The sequence below is a fragment of the Halegenticoccus tardaugens genome, assembly GCF_004116405.1.
Taxonomy (GTDB): domain Archaea; phylum Halobacteriota; class Halobacteria; order Halobacteriales; family Haloferacaceae; genus Halegenticoccus; species Halegenticoccus tardaugens.
Genome location: NZ_SDIC01000006.1, coordinates 211,765 through 228,975, shown reverse-complemented (window position 1 = coordinate 228,975; position 17,211 = coordinate 211,765). Strand labels below are relative to the sequence as shown.

The 17,211-nt window shown below is 67.5% G+C and carries 16 protein-coding genes; 8 read left to right on the top strand and 8 right to left on the bottom strand.

Features of this window, described 5'->3' with window-relative positions; genetic code table 11:
• Positions 1-7 precede the first annotated feature (7 nt).
• Positions 8-817 carry a hypothetical protein gene (locus tag C3L37_RS16990; RefSeq protein ID WP_129115786.1) on the top strand — a complete coding sequence of 270 codons (810 nt, stop codon included), beginning with the start codon at positions 8-10 and terminating at the stop codon, positions 815-817.
• Between the two features lie 55 nt (positions 818-872).
• Positions 873-1,715 carry a hypothetical protein gene (locus C3L37_RS16985; RefSeq protein ID WP_129115785.1) on the top strand — a complete coding sequence of 281 codons (843 nt, stop codon included), beginning with the start codon at positions 873-875 and terminating at the stop codon, positions 1,713-1,715.
• 49 nt (positions 1,716-1,764) lie between these two features.
• On the opposite strand, the gene ileS is transcribed toward C3L37_RS16985, so the two are convergent.
• Both ileS and C3L37_RS24970 read right to left on the bottom strand, forming a co-directional pair.
• Complete coding sequence (ileS, locus tag C3L37_RS16980; RefSeq protein WP_129115784.1) at positions 1,765-5,088, bottom strand: isoleucine--tRNA ligase; 3,324 nt, start codon at positions 5,086-5,088, stop codon at positions 1,765-1,767.
• Between the two features lie 147 nt (positions 5,089-5,235).
• Positions 5,236-5,472, bottom strand: a complete 237-nt coding sequence (locus C3L37_RS24970; RefSeq protein ID WP_228546300.1) for a hypothetical protein — start codon at positions 5,470-5,472, stop codon at positions 5,236-5,238.
• A gap of 69 nt (positions 5,473-5,541) precedes the next feature.
• Here C3L37_RS24970 and C3L37_RS24965 point away from each other — a divergent pair, with 69 nt between their 5' ends.
• Complete coding sequence (locus C3L37_RS24965; protein ID WP_228546299.1) at positions 5,542-5,715, top strand: hypothetical protein; 174 nt, start codon at positions 5,542-5,544, stop codon at positions 5,713-5,715.
• A gap of 548 nt (positions 5,716-6,263) precedes the next feature.
• Positions 6,264-6,896 (top strand): ferritin-like domain-containing protein, encoded by a 633-nt coding sequence (locus C3L37_RS16970; RefSeq protein WP_129115782.1) that lies wholly within the window; start codon positions 6,264-6,266, stop codon positions 6,894-6,896.
• Between the two features lie 478 nt (positions 6,897-7,374).
• Here C3L37_RS16970 and C3L37_RS16960 read toward each other — a convergent pair whose 3' ends face one another.
• From C3L37_RS16960 to C3L37_RS16940, 5 genes are all read right to left on the bottom strand, one after another.
• Positions 7,375-7,830, bottom strand: coding sequence for a hypothetical protein (locus tag C3L37_RS16960; RefSeq protein WP_129115781.1), 456 nt, complete (start codon positions 7,828-7,830; stop codon positions 7,375-7,377).
• Between the two features lie 60 nt (positions 7,831-7,890).
• Positions 7,891-8,376 (bottom strand): acyl-CoA thioesterase, encoded by a 486-nt coding sequence (locus C3L37_RS16955; protein ID WP_129115780.1) that lies wholly within the window; start codon positions 8,374-8,376, stop codon positions 7,891-7,893.
• A gap of 79 nt (positions 8,377-8,455) precedes the next feature.
• Positions 8,456-8,944, bottom strand: a complete 489-nt coding sequence (locus tag C3L37_RS16950) for a bifunctional nuclease family protein (protein ID WP_129115779.1) — start codon at positions 8,942-8,944, stop codon at positions 8,456-8,458.
• Positions 8,945-9,138: 194 nt separating this feature from the next.
• Complete coding sequence (locus C3L37_RS16945) at positions 9,139-9,753, bottom strand: ArsR/SmtB family transcription factor (RefSeq protein ID WP_129115778.1); 615 nt, start codon at positions 9,751-9,753, stop codon at positions 9,139-9,141.
• A 95-nt stretch (positions 9,754-9,848) separates the two neighbouring features.
• Positions 9,849-11,195 (bottom strand): glycerate kinase type-2 family protein, encoded by a 1,347-nt coding sequence (locus C3L37_RS16940; RefSeq protein WP_129115777.1) that lies wholly within the window; start codon positions 11,193-11,195, stop codon positions 9,849-9,851.
• A 195-nt stretch (positions 11,196-11,390) separates the two neighbouring features.
• Here C3L37_RS16940 and C3L37_RS16935 point away from each other — a divergent pair, with 195 nt between their 5' ends.
• From C3L37_RS16935 to C3L37_RS16920, 4 genes are all read left to right on the top strand, one after another.
• On the top strand, positions 11,391-13,061 hold the full coding sequence (locus tag C3L37_RS16935; protein WP_129115776.1) for a TraB/GumN family protein: 1,671 nt from the start codon (positions 11,391-11,393) through the stop codon (positions 13,059-13,061).
• Positions 13,043-13,693 (top strand): metalloprotease, encoded by a 651-nt coding sequence (locus tag C3L37_RS16930; RefSeq protein WP_394345801.1) that lies wholly within the window; start codon positions 13,043-13,045, stop codon positions 13,691-13,693. Before C3L37_RS16935 ends, C3L37_RS16930 begins: the two co-directional genes overlap by 19 nt.
• Before the next feature lie 86 nt (positions 13,694-13,779).
• Positions 13,780-15,171 carry an NAD-dependent succinate-semialdehyde dehydrogenase gene (locus C3L37_RS16925; protein WP_228546298.1) on the top strand — a complete coding sequence of 464 codons (1,392 nt, stop codon included), beginning with the start codon at positions 13,780-13,782 and terminating at the stop codon, positions 15,169-15,171.
• Positions 15,171-16,745 (top strand): acetolactate synthase large subunit, encoded by a 1,575-nt coding sequence (locus C3L37_RS16920; RefSeq protein ID WP_129115773.1) that lies wholly within the window; start codon positions 15,171-15,173, stop codon positions 16,743-16,745. Before C3L37_RS16925 ends, C3L37_RS16920 begins: the two co-directional genes overlap by 1 nt.
• Before the next feature lie 65 nt (positions 16,746-16,810).
• Here C3L37_RS16920 and C3L37_RS16915 read toward each other — a convergent pair whose 3' ends face one another.
• Positions 16,811-17,080 (bottom strand): hypothetical protein, encoded by a 270-nt coding sequence (locus tag C3L37_RS16915; protein ID WP_228546297.1) that lies wholly within the window; start codon positions 17,078-17,080, stop codon positions 16,811-16,813.
• Positions 17,081-17,211: the final 131 nt, after the last annotated feature.

The following is a 17,211-nucleotide window of genomic DNA, read 5'->3' as shown; positions in this document are numbered from 1 at the left end:
GTGAGCCGTGAGCGAGGACGGGAGCGGGTCGGCGATCAAGCGGGCCATCAGGGACGAACTGGACGAGCAACTCGACGTCGGCGATCTGATCGGCGAGGGAAACGTCGCCGAGAAGATAGACGGCGCGAAGCTCGGAAAGGCGGTCGGCGGCGCGGTCGGGGCGACGGCCGGACGCGAGGTCGGTCGGCGCGCCGGGAGGCGCGTCCGGGACGCCCCGTCGAGGAAGAGCGAGGAACGCGACGAGGGCGACGGAGCGACGCCGTCGTCGCTCGAACGCGTGCTCGAAGCGTTCTGGACCGCGCTGCGGACGGCGGCGGAGACGAGCGGCTTCCGCGACGCGCTCGAAGACCGGCTGACCGAACTCGCCGAGGGGGCGGCGGGGCCAGAGGAAACGGAGGAGACGGCGGTCGAAGCGGACGAGACGGAGGAAGACGAGACGGAGGAGGACGAAGCCGAGGAGGCCGAAGCCGAAGCGACCGAAGAGGAAAAGGGCGAGACGGAGGAGGGAACCGAAGCGCAAGAGGGAGAGGCCGAAAGCGGGACGGACGAAGCCGTCCCGATCGAACTCGGCGACCTCTCGGAGGACGACCTCGGAGAGTTGAAAGCGGAGACGTACCGCGAACTCCTCGACGTCATGTCGTACCGGGACCTCCAGTCGCTCGCGAAGCAGGTCGGCGTCAAGGCCAACCTCGGCAAGGACGAAATGACCGAGCGGATCGCGGAACGGTTCTCCGAGGACGTGGCGGCCGAAAGCGAAACGGAGGCGGAAAGCGAACCCGAAGGGGAGGACGAATCGGAGGGGGAAGAGACGGACTGAGAGAGTCGCGGGGGAGCCGTACTCGACCCGAACCGATTCGCGTACCCGATTCACCATGACGAACGAACAGGCGGAAACGCTCGAAGAACTCCTCGTGGACGTCGAAGACCGCGTGGAGTCGGCGACGGGGGGAGACGGCGGACCGGAACTCTCCGAGGACGACCGGGAGGAACTCCGGCGCATCGCTCGGGAGGGCGGGGACGCGCTCGAACGCGCATCGCTCGAAGACCTGCTCGCGGCGGCGGGATTCACCGACCTGCCGGAGGAGATCGAGCCGTCCGACCTCCCCGGCATCGTCGCCCGCGCCGACCCCGAGCCGCTCGTCCGGCTGCGCAAACTCCTCTGGCTGAACCGCCTCGAAGCCGCGGCGACGGGAGACGACGGAGAGCTCGAAGAGCGGCTCGCGACCTTCCCCGACGCCGACGCCGCGGACGGCGACGGAGGCGGGGGGAAGGAGGGTACGAGCCTGAGCGGGTTGTTGTCCGAGTTTTTACCCGACCAAGACGAAGAGGGCGAGGCCGAGGGCGACGCGGACGAGAGCGGCGATGGCGAGGATGCCGACGAAAGCGGCACCGGAGCGCGCGACGCCGACGAAGGCGAGGAAACGGACGACGAGAGCGGTCTCGGCTCCGTCTCGGACCTCTCCGACAAGCTTCGCGGGGTCACGGACGCGCTCAAATCCGTCAGCGAGGGGGACGAACGCGACGAGGAGGGCGACGAAGCGGACGAATCGGAGAGCGAAGACGAAGCGGACGAAGCGGACGCGGGCGGCGCGTCGTCTGGCGTCGGCGGACGCGGTCGGTCCCACGTTTCGACCGTGCCGTCGAGCGATCGGGCGGACATGAACGCGGTGCGGCGATACTCGACGCTCCGGCAGGGATCGCGAAAGAAGAAATAGCCCCGGGTTGCGGTCGCGACCGTCCCGGATCGGGCCGTTCGCTCTCGATTCAAGCCGCCTGTTCTTCGGCTTCGAGGCGCTGGATCCCGATGGTGACGGTCACGCCCTCGACGTCCCACGTTTCGACGAGATCGAAGTTCGAGACGGCTTCATCGCCGTCGAGATCGAAGTTCGAGACGACATCGTCGTCGTCGAGATCGACGTCCGAGACGGTCTCGTCACCGTCGAGATCGACGTCCGCGACGACGTCGCCCACATCCGACGGCTCGTCCACGAACTCGGCCGTCCGGGTCTCCTCGGCGACGAACTCCCGGTGGCGGTCGACGAGCTCGCGGACGCGCTCGTCGGCGACGTCGAGGCGGGTCCGGATGCGCTCTTCCACGTCGAGGTCGAGCTGTTTTCGCATCTCCTGTACCCGGCGGACGACGTCGCGGGCGTACCCCTCGGCTTCGATGTCCTCGGTGAGCGCCGTGTCGACGTACACCGATCCGCCCTCGAACTCCGCGCCGGAGACGTCCGCCGGCGGCTCCGCGCGGTAGGCGACCATCTCGTCCGTGAGGTCGTACGTCTCGCCGTCGACCGTCACCCCCGACTCGATCTCGTCGCGGGTCTTGCCCTGCACCGCGCCCATGATCTTCTGCGCGTCGCCGCCGAACGCCGGCCCGATGACGCTCATCTGCGGTTCGGCGCGCTCTATGAGTTCGTCGAACTCCTCCGTGACCTCCAGCGACCGGGCGTTGACGCGGTCGAGGAGCAGTTCGTCGAGCGAGCGAACCGCGTCGGCCACGCGCTCGTCGTCCGTCTCGACGATCACGCGCTGGACGGGCCAGCGAAGCTTCCGACCCCCCTGCTGGCGGGCGTTCGCGGCGGCCTCCTCGACCTTCCGGAGGACGGCCATGTTCTCCTCCAGTTCGGGGTCGTGGCGGTCGGCGTCGAACTCGGGTTGCGAGAGCATGTGGACCGTCGCCTCGCCCCCGTCGAGGTGCTGGTACATCTCCTCTGCGAGGAACGGCGTGAAGGGCGCGAGGAGCCGCACCGTTTCGAGGAGGACGACGGAGAGCGTCGCGTACGCGCCGCGCTTGGAGGCGGAGTCCTCCTCCTCCCACATCCGCTCGCGGATCGCCTTCACGTAGAAGCGCGAGACGTCGTCCGTCAGGAAGTCGAAGAGCGCGTTCAGCGCGACGTGAATCTCGTAGTCGTCCCACGCCCGCGCCACCTCCGCTTTCACCGACTGCAGGCGCGAGAGCACCCACTCGTCGACCACGGTGAGGTCCCCGTCCGACAGGTCGGCCTCGGCCGGATCGTACCCGTCCAGCCGCATGTACGGCAGCGGGAAACGGAAGACGTTCCAGAGGATGTTGAGGGTGGCCTGCGTGTCCGCGAGGCCGTCCCACTCGAACGCGAGGTCCGCGCCCTGCTGGTCGTGACTGAGCAGGTACGCCCTGAGGGGGTCGCGCCCCGCGCGCTCGATCGCCTCGTGCGGCGTGACGATGTTGCCGACCGACTTGGACATCTTCCGTCCGTCCTTGTCGTTGGCGAACCCGTGCATCAGGACCTCCTCGTAGGGCACCTCGCCGACGGCGGCGGTCCCCATCCCGAGTTGCGACCAGAACCAGCCGCGGGTCTGGTCGTGCGCCTCGATGATGAGGTCCGCGGGCCACAGCTCCTCGAACTCGTCCGTCTCGCTCGGGTAGTTCAGCGTCCCCCACGAGGCGACGGAGGAGTCGATCCACACGTCGAACACGTCCGGGACCCGTCGGTAGGTCGTTCCCCCCTCGGTGATGGTCAGGTCGTCGACCGCCGGGCGGTGGAGGTCCATCTCGTCGGGGTCGACGTCCTGATCGACTCGCTCTGCGAGCTCCTCGCGGGTGCCGACGACGATTACCTCCTCGGCGGAGACGTCGCCGTCGGCGTCCTCGGGCACCCAGATGGGCAGCGGAATGCCCCAGTAGCGCTGCCGGGAGACGTTCCAGTCCGGCGCGTCCTCGACGAAGTTGCGAAAGCGGTTGTCCCGCGCCCACTGCGGGTGCCACTCGCTGTCGTCGATGTTCGCGAGGAGGTCGTCCTTCACGTCCGTGACCGTGATGAACCACTGGTCGGTGGCGAGGAACACGATGTCGGTGTCGCAGCGCCAGCACTGGCCGTACCGGTGGCTGTGCGTCCCGCTGGCGAGGAGCAGATCCTTCGAGTCGAGATCGGCGATGATCTCGTCGTTCGCGTCGCGGACGAACGTCCCGGCGTACTTTCCGGCTTCCTCTGTGTACTCGCCGTTGCCGGCGACGGGCGAGAAGATCTCCAGCCCGAGTTCCCGGCCGCGCTGGAAGTCCTCCTGGCCGTGTCCCGGCGCGGAGTGGACGAGACCGGTTCTGTCGGCCTCGACGTAGTCGGCGGTGTACACCTGCAGCGCGCCCTCGAAGTCGACGTGGTCGGGGACCTCCTCGGCAAGGGGGTGGTCGTACTCCCAGCCGACCATCTCCTCGCCCGCGACCTCGTCGACGACCTCGTAGTCGTCGTAGCGGCCCTTCTTCAGGACCTCCTCGACGACGGGTTCGGCGAGGTAGAGCAGTTCGCTCTCTCGCGGCTCGTCGCCGCTCGAACTCTCCGAGGCGCTCCGAGCCTCGCCCTCTCCGTCCTTCTCCGCGCGGACGGCCTGGTACGTCATCTCGCCGTCGACGGCGACGAACGTGTTCGCCGGGATGGTCCACGGGGTGGTGGTCCAGATGACGAGAGAGCCCTCGCGGTCCCGCAGGGGGAACTTCACGTAGATGCTGGGCGACTCGATCTCGTGGTACTCGACCTCGTTGTCGGCGATGGCGGTCTCACAGCGGGGGCACTGGTTGACGGCGCGCTTGCCCCGGTTGACGAGGCCGTTCTCGTGGACCCGCTCGAACGCCCACCACGTGGCCTCCATGTACTCGGGGCTGAGCGTCTTGTAGGGGTCGTCCCAGTCCATCCAGACGCCCATCGACTCGAAGTCCTCGTCCATGGCCTCGCGGTTGCGCTCGGCGAACGTCTTGCACTCCTCGATGAACGCCTCGACGCCCAGTTCCTCGATGTCGCGCTTGTTCTCGAAGCCGAGTTCCTGCTCGACCTTGACCTCGATGGGGAGCCCGTGCATGTCGTAGCCGGGGCGGTCGGTCACCCGGTGGCCGCACATCCGCTTGTAGCGGATGACGGCGTCCTTCAGGGTCTTGTTCCACGCCGTCCCGAGGTGCATCTGCCCTGAGGTGTACGGCGGCCCGTCGACGAAAAAGAAGGGCGGGTCGTCGGCGTGCGCCTCCCTCGTCGCCTCGTAGGCGTCGTGTTCCTCCCAGTGCGCCTCCGCCGAGGACTCGACCTCCTCGGGGGCGTACTGGTCGCTGAGGTCTTCCATACCGGTTCTGTGATCCGCTGCGTATATCAAAACGGTGGTCCTGCACCGGAGGTGTCGGACCGAGGGGCGGCGCGGTGACGGCGGGGGATACGACGGGACGCGCCGAACGGATCGAACGCGTCGGCCGCCGTCGCCCTCGTCCGTGCCTCACTCCCGCGAGGCGGTCGGCACGTCGGGCGAGCCGCGCTCCCGTTCGAGGTGGACGTCCCAGACGAGGTCCGCGAGGAGGTGGGCGTACAGCGTGACCGCGGTCAGGAGGGCGAGAAAGGGGCTCGAGAGGGAGAGGGCGAGCACGGCGACGCCGCCGATGACGACGTGGCTCAGGAGTCGACGGAGCGTCCCCACCTCGCCCTCCTCGAAGATGTCGTCCTGGCCGGCGACCACCCGCGTCGGGTTTCGGAGACACCCCTTCGCCGCCCGCCACTCGCCGGTGTTCAGGCGGGCGACGAGGAAGTGATCGAAGTCGATGCCGACGCCGACGACGGCGGCGTAGGCGACGACGAACCACGCCGGAAACGGCGAGTCGAGGAGGAGGACGACGAGCGCGCCGACGACGACCGAGATGGCGAAGTGATGCTTCGAGTAGATAGACGCTCACCTGTCCGGTCGGTTCTCGTCAGGGCGTAAAGAATGCGCCGGAGACGAAACGCCGAGGATCGAATCAGTTCGTTCGTCTCAGTGAAGAACCACGACCGATAGGTTTCATATGGTAAGCCGTATAACGGATCGTTCCTCGCGAACTCCTCTCCATGTGCATCGTCCACGACGTGGAACAGGAACTTGTTATTTTACACGGAGATGAAATACACTATTCTTGTCTATGTAATATAATAAATATAAAAAATGTCCTGTATAAATATAATATCTTTTATAAGAACGAATTAATCCACTGTTAGAATGGGTTACAGGCCCCACGAACGATTTTCGGTTCGTCGTTCTCGGTATACGATGGGCTTGCGGACGATAGAAAATCATTGTACACCAATCTATCACATCTCCCTTATATTGTCGTACTCTGTGATAAGAGTGACCTACTAATTCCGAAATGACTCTCTGAGCGTGTATACTCTGAATAACTAAACGAATTCGCTCTGAACTTGCTTTCGTGGTGCCCACCGAAAATAACGACACCGGCCGGCCGGCGCAACGTTCAAACATGACAAACACTCGTAGAGATGGTTCTCGCGGGAACAGGCGCGCTCAGTGCCCTTGCTATCGGTGGTGCGTTCTCCACTCCGGTGCTTGCGGCTGACGAGCAGGAGGGCGAAAACGACGACCAGTTCGAAGACGACGTTGCCATCCTCAACTACGCCCGGACGCTCGAGGCACTCGAGTACCGATTCTACGAGAGGGCGCTGAATAATATCAGCGAACAAGAACTCGTCGGCTGTGGTCCGCTCAGGGAGTTCGGCACACCCATCACAGATAACGTCTACGACTACCTGGGGTTGATTCGGGACCACGAAGAGACTCACTTCGAGACGCTCGGCTCGATCGTCGAGGACCTCGGGGGAGAGCCTGTCGCGGAGCCCGAGTTTGACTTCGGCTCCACGGTCGAAGATCCCGAGGAGTTTATCGCCACGGCGATCGTGCTGGAGGACACCGGCGTCGGGGCATACGCCGGAGCGGCCCCGTTCATCGAGGATGGGGACCTGGTTCCGCCAGCACTGAGCATCCACAGCGTCGAGGCGCGCCACGCTTCGTTCCTCCGGGTACTCGGCCAGCAAGTGCCGTTCCCGGAAGCGTTCGACGAGGCACTCTCCCGTTCGGAGGTTCTGGAAAGAGCTTCGCAGTTCATTGTCGAGTGACCGAACGAGGCGATCGGCTCCCCATGATTCGTGTGACATCCTTTTCGCCGTAAAAGGCGAGAGGTACCACGCATGGGAAAAACCAGTCAGTCTTCGTCACCCGACAGAAGGTTCTGGTTGGCTCACGAGACGGGGTCTCGTGAACGCTGGCAGGGTTTCGACCCTCGAAACGTCCTCAGAAACGCTTTTCGTTTCTTGTGGACTGCGGAAGACGACTTGCGTCTCCCGAACGCTGTGACCGTCATCTGCGCTGGTAGCTCTTCTCACGGTGTCGTTCGAAAGACACGGAGCGTCTTTTGTGACCACGAGGCGGCTCCGTCGTCTCAGTCGGATCCGTGGCGGTATCACAATTGCACCCATCCCGGGACGCGTCATCGCGCACCGCTTTGTCAATCGGGACGCTCTCTGCCCACGGGTCAACTTGTCGTGCGATATTCGTGGATGCGTTACTGTCGGGTGAGAAATGATAAATAAATTACTAAAAATCCGGCAGGTCGTCCGGCGCTTCGTACGCCGCCTCCCAGTCGACGTACTCCTCCTTGAGCACGTCGCAGACGACCTGTCCGAGTTCCGTCAGGCCCGCGTTGATCGACGACACCTGCCCCCAGCTTTCGAGGTCGGGGTGGACCGCCCGCTCCTTCCAGTCCTCCGGGATGCCGGGCGCGTGGTAGCCGACGCGGTCGGCGAAGTCGTCCCAGAAGAAGTCGAATCCGGAGACGAGATCGAGGTCCGCGACGATCGCCCACTCGGCTTCGGTGACGTTCGCGTCCGCCGCCCACCCCTCGAACGCCTCCTCCCACGCGCCTTCGCGGAGGAACGCGCCCAGTTCCTCGCGGCGGTAGTCGGCGTCGCCGACGATCGTCGCGTCCTCGTACTCGTTGGGGTCGACCTCCTTCAACTCCGGCGGGTCGGGGGTCTCGACGTCGAGTGCCATACCTCGGTCGAGGGGCGCGGGGACCTAAAACGTCGCCGTCGCGCGGGGTCGGCGGCGAAACTACTCCAGCCGCTCGACGACCGCCTCCAGTTGCGCCTTCCGGCCGTCGATCGCGGCGTCGCGGAGGACCCGTTCGTCCTCGGTCGGGCACGCGAGTTTCGGCACGGGGGTCGGCCGCCCGTCGTCGTCGAGGGCGACGAAGGTGAAGTAGGAGGTCGTCGTCTCGCGCTCCTCGTCCGTCTTGGGGTTCTCCGCGCGCACGTCCACCTTCACGTCGACGCTCGTCCGACCCGTGTTGAAAACGTACCCCTCGATGACGGCCACCTCGCCGAGGTCGATCGGGCTGATGAAGTCGACGTGGTCCATCGACGCCGTGACGCACTGGCGGTTCGAAAATCGCATCGCCGCGATCGCGCCGCAAACGTCCATCCAGTGAAGCACCGCCCCGCCGAGCGCCCGGCCGAGGTTGTTGGTGTCGTTCGGGAGTAGCAGTTCGGTCATCTCCGTGTGCGATTCCGCGAGGGTCGCGGTTCCCGTGTCGGACATGGAAACGGGTTCGGCGCGTCCCGTCAAGAAGCCACTCGATTCGCCTACAGAGGGGAGAACATCGCCGCGTCCGGGAGCGTCACGGTTCGTCGTCGTCGATCTCGCCGAACGGGTTGCGGCTGCGACCTTCGTCGGAGACGAGGTCGACCGCGGAGGGGGGGCGGCCCGCGGCGTCGAGCACCTCGTCGGAGACGGTGACGGGGCAGTCGGCGCGGACCGCGATGGCGATCGCGTCGCTCGGGCGGGCGTCGAAGACGAACTTCTGGGGGTGACCGTTCTCGTAGCGCTCGGCGTCGAGTTTGGCGTAGAACGTCCCGTCGGAGAGGTCGTCGATCCGGACGCCGTCGATCGCGCCGCCGAACTCGGTCACGACGTCGACGAGCAGGTCGTGGGTCAGCGGCCGCTCGAACGGCTCGCCCGTCAGGCCGAGCTGGATCGCCTGCGCCTGATCGGTCGTGACGAAGATGGGGAGGTACTCGCCGCGCGCCGAGAGCACAACTGCCGGAACGTTCGCGCCGTCCGGGCCGACGCCCACGGCGATCCCCTCTACTTCGGCAGTGTGATTCATGAACACACGTTGGCGTTCGAGGTATGAATAGCTACCCCCGGGATACGAATGGTAGCCGCGCGAGGGAAACGACTTCGTCGGCGAGCGAAACTCGCCGTCGGCCGACTGTGTCGAGAGTCGACAATTACGAAACCGACAATTACGAAACCGACAGTTACGAAACCGACGGGGCCGATCGCGACGGGAACCGACGACTACGGCCGAACGTACCACGCGACGAACCCGACGAGGAGCACCGCCGCCCCGCCGAGAAAGAAGACGAGCCCCGGCGGAAATCCGGCGGCCGTCGCGGCGGCGTCGGCCGATTCGGCGGTGGCCGAAGCGCCGGTGCCGCCGTCGGCGGCGTTCGTGATCGACGGCAGCCACGGGCCGTCGGTAAGCAGGTACTGCACGACGAGGCTGAGAAAGCCGAGGACGCCGACGCCGCCGAGCAGGCGCTTCAGGGCGGCTTGCAACCCGACGCCGTCCGCCTCTCGACCGGCGAAGACCACAAGCGGGCGGTCGGCGGGGGCGTACACGTTCATCTCGCGGCCCTTCTCGGAGTAGACGGTGTCCGCGACCTCGACGAGGTCCGCGTCGGAGAGCTTCCCGAGGTGGTACTGGACGTTCTGCAGCGACGTGTCGACCCGTCCCGCGAGCGCGGAGGGCGTGTCCGGCTCCTCGTGGAGCGCGGCGAGCAATCGACGGGACGTTTCCGAGGAGAGCGCGGAGAGGAGGTCGTCGGCGTCCTCGCTGTCGACGCCGATGACCCGCGGTTCGGCGTCCTCGACGGCGGCGGTGTCGGAGGTGGAGGGCAGCAGTCGCGCCATGACGCGCCGTAGACGGCGCGTGTAAACAAAGCTATTGGTAGGAACGAGCACACGACGATCGGGAGGAACGAGTACACGACTCTTGGTAGGAACGGTCACGCGTCGACGACGAACACGCGAAGGTCGTTGACGTTCGTCCCGGTCGGGCCGGTTCGGATCAGCGCGTTCAGGCCGTCGAGGTGGGAGAACGCGTCGTTGTCCGCCAGCGCGGCGCGGGCGTCGCCGAGGTCCGTGACCGTCTTCGCGTCGACGAGCGCCCCCGCGGCGTCGGTGCTTCCGTCCTTTCCGTCGGTGTCGACGCAGGCGAGCGCCGCGTCGGCGTCCGCCGTCCCGAACGGACCGGTCGCGAGTTCGACGGCCCCCGCGAGCGCGAACTCCTGGTTCGGCCCGCCGGTCCCGTCGCCGCGGACAGTGACCGTCGTCTCGCCGCCGGCGAGCACCACCGCCGGGGCGGACACCGGGTTTCCGGTGGCGAGCGCCTCCTCGCCGACCGCGACGTGCGTTTTCGCCGCTTCGCGGGCCTCGCCGCGGATTCGCGAGGAGAGCACGCAGACCTCGTAACCGCGCTCCCTCGCGGCGTCGCGAGCGGCGTCGAGCGCGGTGAAGCCGTCGGCGAGGACGTGGTTCGTCGTCCGGTCGAACGCCGGATCGTCGGCGCGGGGGGTCTCCTCGATCTCGCCGTTCGCGCCGCGTTCGAGACGCTCGCGCACCGACCGGGGCGCGTCGATGCCGTAGCGGTCGAGCACGGAGCGCGCGTCCGCGTACGTCGAGTCGTCCGGCGCGGTCGGGCCGCTCGCGATCACGCTCAGGTCGTCGCCGACGACGTCGCTCAGAACCAGCCCGACGATCGTCGCGGGGGCGGCCGCGCGGGCGAGTCGACCGCCCTTGATCGCGGAGAGATGCTTTCTGACCGCGTTGATCTCGTGGATGTCCGCGCCGCTGTCGAGGAGCGCGTCCGTCGTCGCGCGCAGGTCCGCGAGCGGAACGTCCGCCGCCGGCGCGGCCAACAGCGCGCTCGCGCCGCCGGTGATCGCGGCGAGCACGAGCGCCCGCTCGTCCGCCTCCCGCGCGAGGTCGAGCACCCGCCGGGCACCCGCGACGCCGCGCTCGCTCGGCACCGGGTGGTCGCCGACGACGACGTCGATCCGGTCGGTCTCCGCCGGCTCCGTCGTGACGACGACGCCGCCGGCCAGCCGATCGCCGAGGACCGATTCGAGCGCCCGCGCGACGCCGCCCGCGGCCTTCCCGCCGCCGACGACGACGATTCGATCGAAGTCGGCGAGGTCGTACCGGTCGCCGGCGACGGAGAGGGCGTCCCCGTCGATCGAGACGGAATCGGCGACGACGCGCTCGGGCGTCGCGGCCTCGATGCCGGCCTCGACGCAGTCGAGGGCAATCTCTCGGGCGTCGGTCCCGCCCAAGTCGTCCGCGTTTCGGATCATACGGGCGTCTCTCGGCGGGGCACCAAAAGGGTAGCCACGACGACAAAGACGCGAGGCCGACGCCGGGGAGCGGTTCGGCGGCGTCGCGGCCCCGCCGACTCGCGGGCCGCCGCGGTCGTCGGATGCGACCCGACCCCCGTCTCGGACGGCGAAAACTCCGACAACGGTAAAACGGGCGGGGCTGTAGCGGGGGTAATGAGTGACAAAGCGGGGCCGCCCCCCGCCGAGGGGAGCGTGCGCGTCGTCGGGACGGCGCACGTCTCCGCGGACAGCGTCCGCGAGGTCGAGGAAGCCATCGAGGCCGAGCGTCCGGACGTCGTCGCCGTCGAACTCGACGAGGGGCGCTACCGCCAGATGCAGGGCGAGACGCCGGACGATCTGGACGCCGGCGACCTCCTCCGGGGCAACACCGTCTTTCAGTTCATCGCCTACTGGATGCTGTCGTACGTGCAGGCCCAGCTGGGCGAGAAGTTCGACGTCCGACCCGGCGCGGACATGCTCGCGGCGATCGAGACGGCGGAACGCCACGGCCTCGACGTGGCGCTCGTCGACCGCGACATCCAGGTGACCATCCAGCGGTTCTGGGCGCGGATGGGGATCGTAGAGAAGCTCAGGATGATCGGCGGGCTGGCCTTCGGCGTGACGGACAGCCGCGTCGTGGGACTCGTGGCCGGCCTGTTCGTCGGGGTGTTCCTCGGCCCGCTCATCGGCCTGTTCGGCGGCTCGTTCGGCGTGACGGACGCGCTGTTGACGCGCGTGACCGGCGGTCTGCTGCTCGCGGTCGTCGTCGGCTTCGCGCTCGACTACGTCGGCGACGCGTTCCTCGACGGGAAAGGGCGGCTGCTCGTCGCCGTCGGCGGCGGCGTCGCGGTCGGGCTGATCGCCGGCGTGGGGTTGGGACTAGCCGACGGGGTCGTCTCGGCGTTCGGAAGCTTCGCCGTCCACGCGATCGGGAGCATGGGACTGGGCCTCGTCGCCGGGCTCGGCGTCGGCCTCGTCGCGGCGGCCGTGTTCCCGTTCGTCGCCCCCGAGCCGGAGGACGTAGAGGAGTTCGACATGTCGGAGCTCACCGACACCGACGTCGTGAGCGTCATGATGGAAGAGTTCCGCGAGTTCAGCCCCGGCGGGGCGGAGGCGCTGATCGACGAGCGCGACGCGTACATCGCCCACCGGCTCGTCGCGCTCCGACGGCGGGGGGCGGACGTCGTCGCCGTCGTCGGCGCGGGCCACCGCGAGGGGATAGAGCGGTACCTCGCGAACCCGGAGACGCTGCCGCCGATGGAGTCGCTCGTCGGCACCGCGAAAAAGCGCGGCGTCCCGTGGTTCGAGATCGTCGGCGTCCTCATGTCGGTCGGCTTCCTCGCGTTCTTTCTCCTCCTCGCGATGGCGGGCGTCCGAAACGCGTTCCTCCTGCAGCTTTTCGGCGCGTGGTTCCTCGTCAACGGGCTCTTCGCCGCCGGCCTCGCGAAACTCGCCGGCGCGCGGTGGACCTCCGCGGCCGTCGGCGGCGGCGTCGCCTGGATGACCTCGGTGAATCCGCTCCTCGCGCCGGGGTGGTTCACGGGGTACGTCGAACTTCGACACACCCGCGTGAACGTGAGCGACATCGCGACGCTGAACGAACTGCTCGGCGACGAGGAGAAACCGCTAAAACGACTCGTCTCGGAGATGTTCGACGTGCCGCTGTTTCGCCTCATCATGATCGTGGCGATGACGAACGTCGGGAGCATCATCGCGAGCGTGCTCTTCACGGCGTACATCCTCCCCCTGTTCGGGGCCGAACTGGGCGGCGTCGACGGCGTCACGCGGCTGATGCTCGAAGGGGCCGGCCGGAGCGCCGACGCCATCTGGAGGGCGGTGACGTGAGCGTCGGCACGCTGCGGTTCAGCGCGCGCGAGACGCGCGACCTCGTCGTCGCGTGGCTCGCGCTCGGCGTCGCGTTCGCCGTCTTCTTCGCCGGCGGCGGGAGCGGATTCCTCGCGACCGTCCAGGAGGGAGGCGGCGCGACGATCTTCGTCGTGAGCCTGCTCACGGCCGGCGTCGCGTTCCTGCTGCACGAACTGGCTCACAAAGTGGTCGCCGTCAGGTTCGGCCAGGTGGCCGAGTTCCGCGCCGACTACGGGATGTTGTTCCTGGCCGTCATGAGCGCGATGATCGGCTTCCTGTTCGCCGCGCCCGGCGCGGTTCACCACCGAGGCATGCTGACGAAGCGGGAGCACGGGCTCATCGCGCTCGCGGGACCGGTCACGAACCTCGTGCTCGGGGCCGTCTGCGTGCCGATCATCGTCGCCGGCGCGGCGGTCGGATCGGGACTCGTCGCGCAGATCGGACAGTGGGGTCTCGGGATCAACCTCCTCCTCGCGGCGTTCAACATGATCCCGTACGGACCGCTCGACGGGCGGACGGTGCTCGGCTGGAGCAAGCTCGTCTGGGCGCTCGTGTTCTTCCCGTCGGCGGCGCTCGCGTTCGTCGCGCTGTTCGTCGTCGGTCTCTTTTGAATCCCGCGTTCGCCGTCGCTCCGACGTACTGTTCAGTCGATCGGTCGGCACGAACGCCTATACAGATGGCTGGTCTCTCGTACACCATGGAGAGCGTCAATCCGGCGACCGGCGAAACGATCGAAACGTACGACGAGCCGAGCGACGAGGACGTTGAGGCGACGCTCCGGCGGGCGGACGAGACGGCGGGCGCGTGGGCGGAGACGTCGTTCGCGGAGCGGCGGTCGCTCTTGGAGGCGGCCGCGGAGATACTCCGTGAGCGAACCGACGAGTACGCGGAGCTCATGACGGAGGAGATGGGCAAGCCGATAACGCAGGGGCGCTCCGAGGTCGAAAAGTGCGCGTGGGTGTGCGATTATTACGCCGAACGGGCCGAAGAGCACCTGCAAGACGAGATCGTCGGCGCGGAGTCCGAAGCGCGGGCGCTCGTCAGCTACGAACCGCTCGGGCCGGTGCTCGCGGTGATGCCGTGGAACTTCCCGTTCTGGCAGGTGTTCCGCTTTGCGGCCCCCGGACTCGCGGCGGGGAACGTGGGGATCCTGAAACACGCCTCGAACGTCCCCGGCTGCGCGCTCGCGATCGAGGAGGTCTTCCGGGACGCCGGCTTCCCCGACGGGGCGTTCCAGTCGCTGCTCGTCGGGTCGGACAAAATCGAGGACGTCCTCGACGACGATCGGGTGAGAGCGGCGACCCTGACCGGGAGTTCGGGAGCCGGCCGCGCCATCTCGCAGGCCGCCGGGAAGAACCTGAAGAAGACGGTGCTCGAACTCGGCGGGAGCGACCCGTTCGTCGTCCTCGAAGACGCCCCGATGGAGCAGACGGTCGAGACGGCCGCGTGGGCGCGCGTCCAGAACACCGGCCAGTCGTGCATCGCGGCGAAGCGGTTCGTCGTGGTCGAGGACGTCTACGAGGAGTTCCTCGACGGATTCGTCGGGGAGATGGAGTCGTTCACGGTCGGCGACCCGACGGACGAGGACACCGACGTCGGGCCGATGGCGCGGGAGGACCTGATGGACGACCTTCACGAGCAGGTTCGGGCGTCCGTCGACGCCGGGGCCGAGGTGCTCACGGGCGGCGAACCGATGGATCGCGAGGGACCGTACTACCCGCCGACGGTGCTGGTCGACATCCCCGAGGACGCGCCCGCGGCGACCGAGGAGCTGTTCGGCCCCGTCGCGTCCGTGTTCAGGGTCGCCGACGAGGAGGAGGCGGTCGAGAAGGCGAACGACACGCGGTTCGGTCTCGGCGCGAGCGTCTGGACCGAAGACCTCGATCGCGGGGAGCGGTTCGCCCGCCGCTTCGAGGCCGGCTGTACCTTCGTCAACGAGATGGTGAAGTCCGACCCGCGCGTCCCGTTCGGCGGCGTCAAGGACTCCGGGTACGGACGCGAACTCAGCCGTCACGGCATCCGCGAGTTCGTCAACCGCAAGACGATCTGGGTCCAGCACGGGGCCGGTTCGGGGACGCTCGTCGAGTGATGAACGGCGCAGACCTGCTGGTCCGGTGTCTGGAAGCAGAGGACGTCGAGTACGTGTTCGGGCTCCCCGGCGAGGAACTGGAGGACGTGCTGTTCGCGCTCCGCGACTCGTCGATCCGGTTCGTCCCGACGAGACACGAACAGGGGGCGGCGTTCATGGCAGACGTGTACGGTCGGTTGACCGGCGAGGCTGGCGTCTGTCTCGCCACGCTCGGGCCGGGCGCGACGAACCTCCTCACGGGCGTGGCGGACGCGCACCTCGACAAGTCGCCGCTGGTGGCGATCACGGGACAGGGCGGGCTCGAACGGTTGCACCAGGAGAGCCACCAGGCGCTCGACGTGGTCCACACGTTCGAGGCAGTCGTGAAGTGGAACACCCAGCTCAACGACACGGAGATCATAAACGAGTCCGTCCGCAAGGCGTTCAAGCTCGCGGAGTACGAGAAACCCGGCGCGACGCACCTCGAGATACCCGAGGACGTCGCCGCGACGGCCGTCGACGCCGAGCCGCTGCCGCATCGGAACAAGGTCAGACGCCCGGACCCCGACGCCGAATCGATCGAACGGGCGGCCGACCTGCTCGGAGACGCCGACCGGCCGATCGTGCTCGCCGGCAACGGCGCGGTGCGAACGCACGCCTCCGAGCGGCTCAGGGAGTTCGTCGAGCGGACCGGCGTTCCCGTGATCGGCACGTACATGGGCAAGGGAGCGGTGTCCGACAGGTCCGATCAGTCGCTCATGACGCTCGACTCGGGGCCGAACGACGAGGCCGCCGGGGCGATCGAGGAGGCGGACTGCGTGGTCGCCGTCGGCTACGACATCGCGGAGCACGACCCGAAGCGGTGGAACCCCGACCGCTCGAAGACGGTGATCCACCTCGACCACGAGCCCGCGGAGGTGTACGAGCACTACAATCCGGAGGTCGAAGTCGTCGCCGACATCTCGATGGGGCTCCGGCGGCTCACCGACGCGGTCGACGACGTGTGGACCACGTGGTGCACCGACGCCCACGACGTCGTGCTCACGGACGCGCGCCGCAAGCCGGACCCCGACGAGCCGTTTTCCGTCCGACGCACGCTTCCGATTCTGCGCGAGGCGATGGCCGACGACGACGTGCTGATCTCCGACGTCGGGAGCCACAAGATGGCCATCGCCAGGCACTTCCCGGTGTACGAGCCGAACACCTGCATCATCTCGAACGGACTGGCGAGCATGGGGATCGCGGTTCCGGGGGGCGTGGCGGCCGACCTCGCCGTCGATTCGAACGTCGTGGTCGCGACGGGCGACGGCGGCTTCCTGATGAACGCGGCGGAACTGGAGACGGCGACGCGGCTCGACTGCGGCTTCACCGTCATCGTGTTCAACGACGACGACTACGGGCTCATCTCGGAGAAACAACGAGAGCACACGGGCGAGGCGTTCGGGACGCGCCTCTCGAATCCGGATTTCGCGGCGTTCGCCGAGAGCTTCGGCGTCTCGGCGTCGCGGCCGACGTCGTGGACCGAACTCGCCGACGCGCTCGTCGCGGCCGTCGAGAGCGACGAGATGCGGCTCGTCGAGATCGCGCTCGATTGAAGGGAGAAACGAGAGGCGGCGCGAGACGAGGGACGGGGTGCCGTCGACGGAGGAGCGACGGCCGACTACGCTTCGCCGCGCGCTCGTCGATGGCCGTGACCCGCGACGAGCGCGAGAGCGTTGAGCGCGACCAGGAAGACGAAAACGATCGTTCGTCCCCCTTCGAGGCCGTCGTACAGCAGCGGCACGTACAGGAAGGGGAGCGCGACGGCCGCCCAGAAGCCCACGAACCTGACGGGGGCTGCGGCCGTTCGAAGGGCGGCGGTGCGGAGAGCCAGACCCTCTCCGGGACTCGCGTCGGCGGAATCGGCGGCGGCGGAGGACGCACCTGACATGTAAGACACCGAAAGTGAGTACCCGCCGGGACGACATATAAACGCACGAGCGTTGCAGCCGGTTCATCCGATTCACTCCTCGAACGTTGTGGGTTTTCTCCCCATTCTACCGCGCGAGAGGGCAGAATACT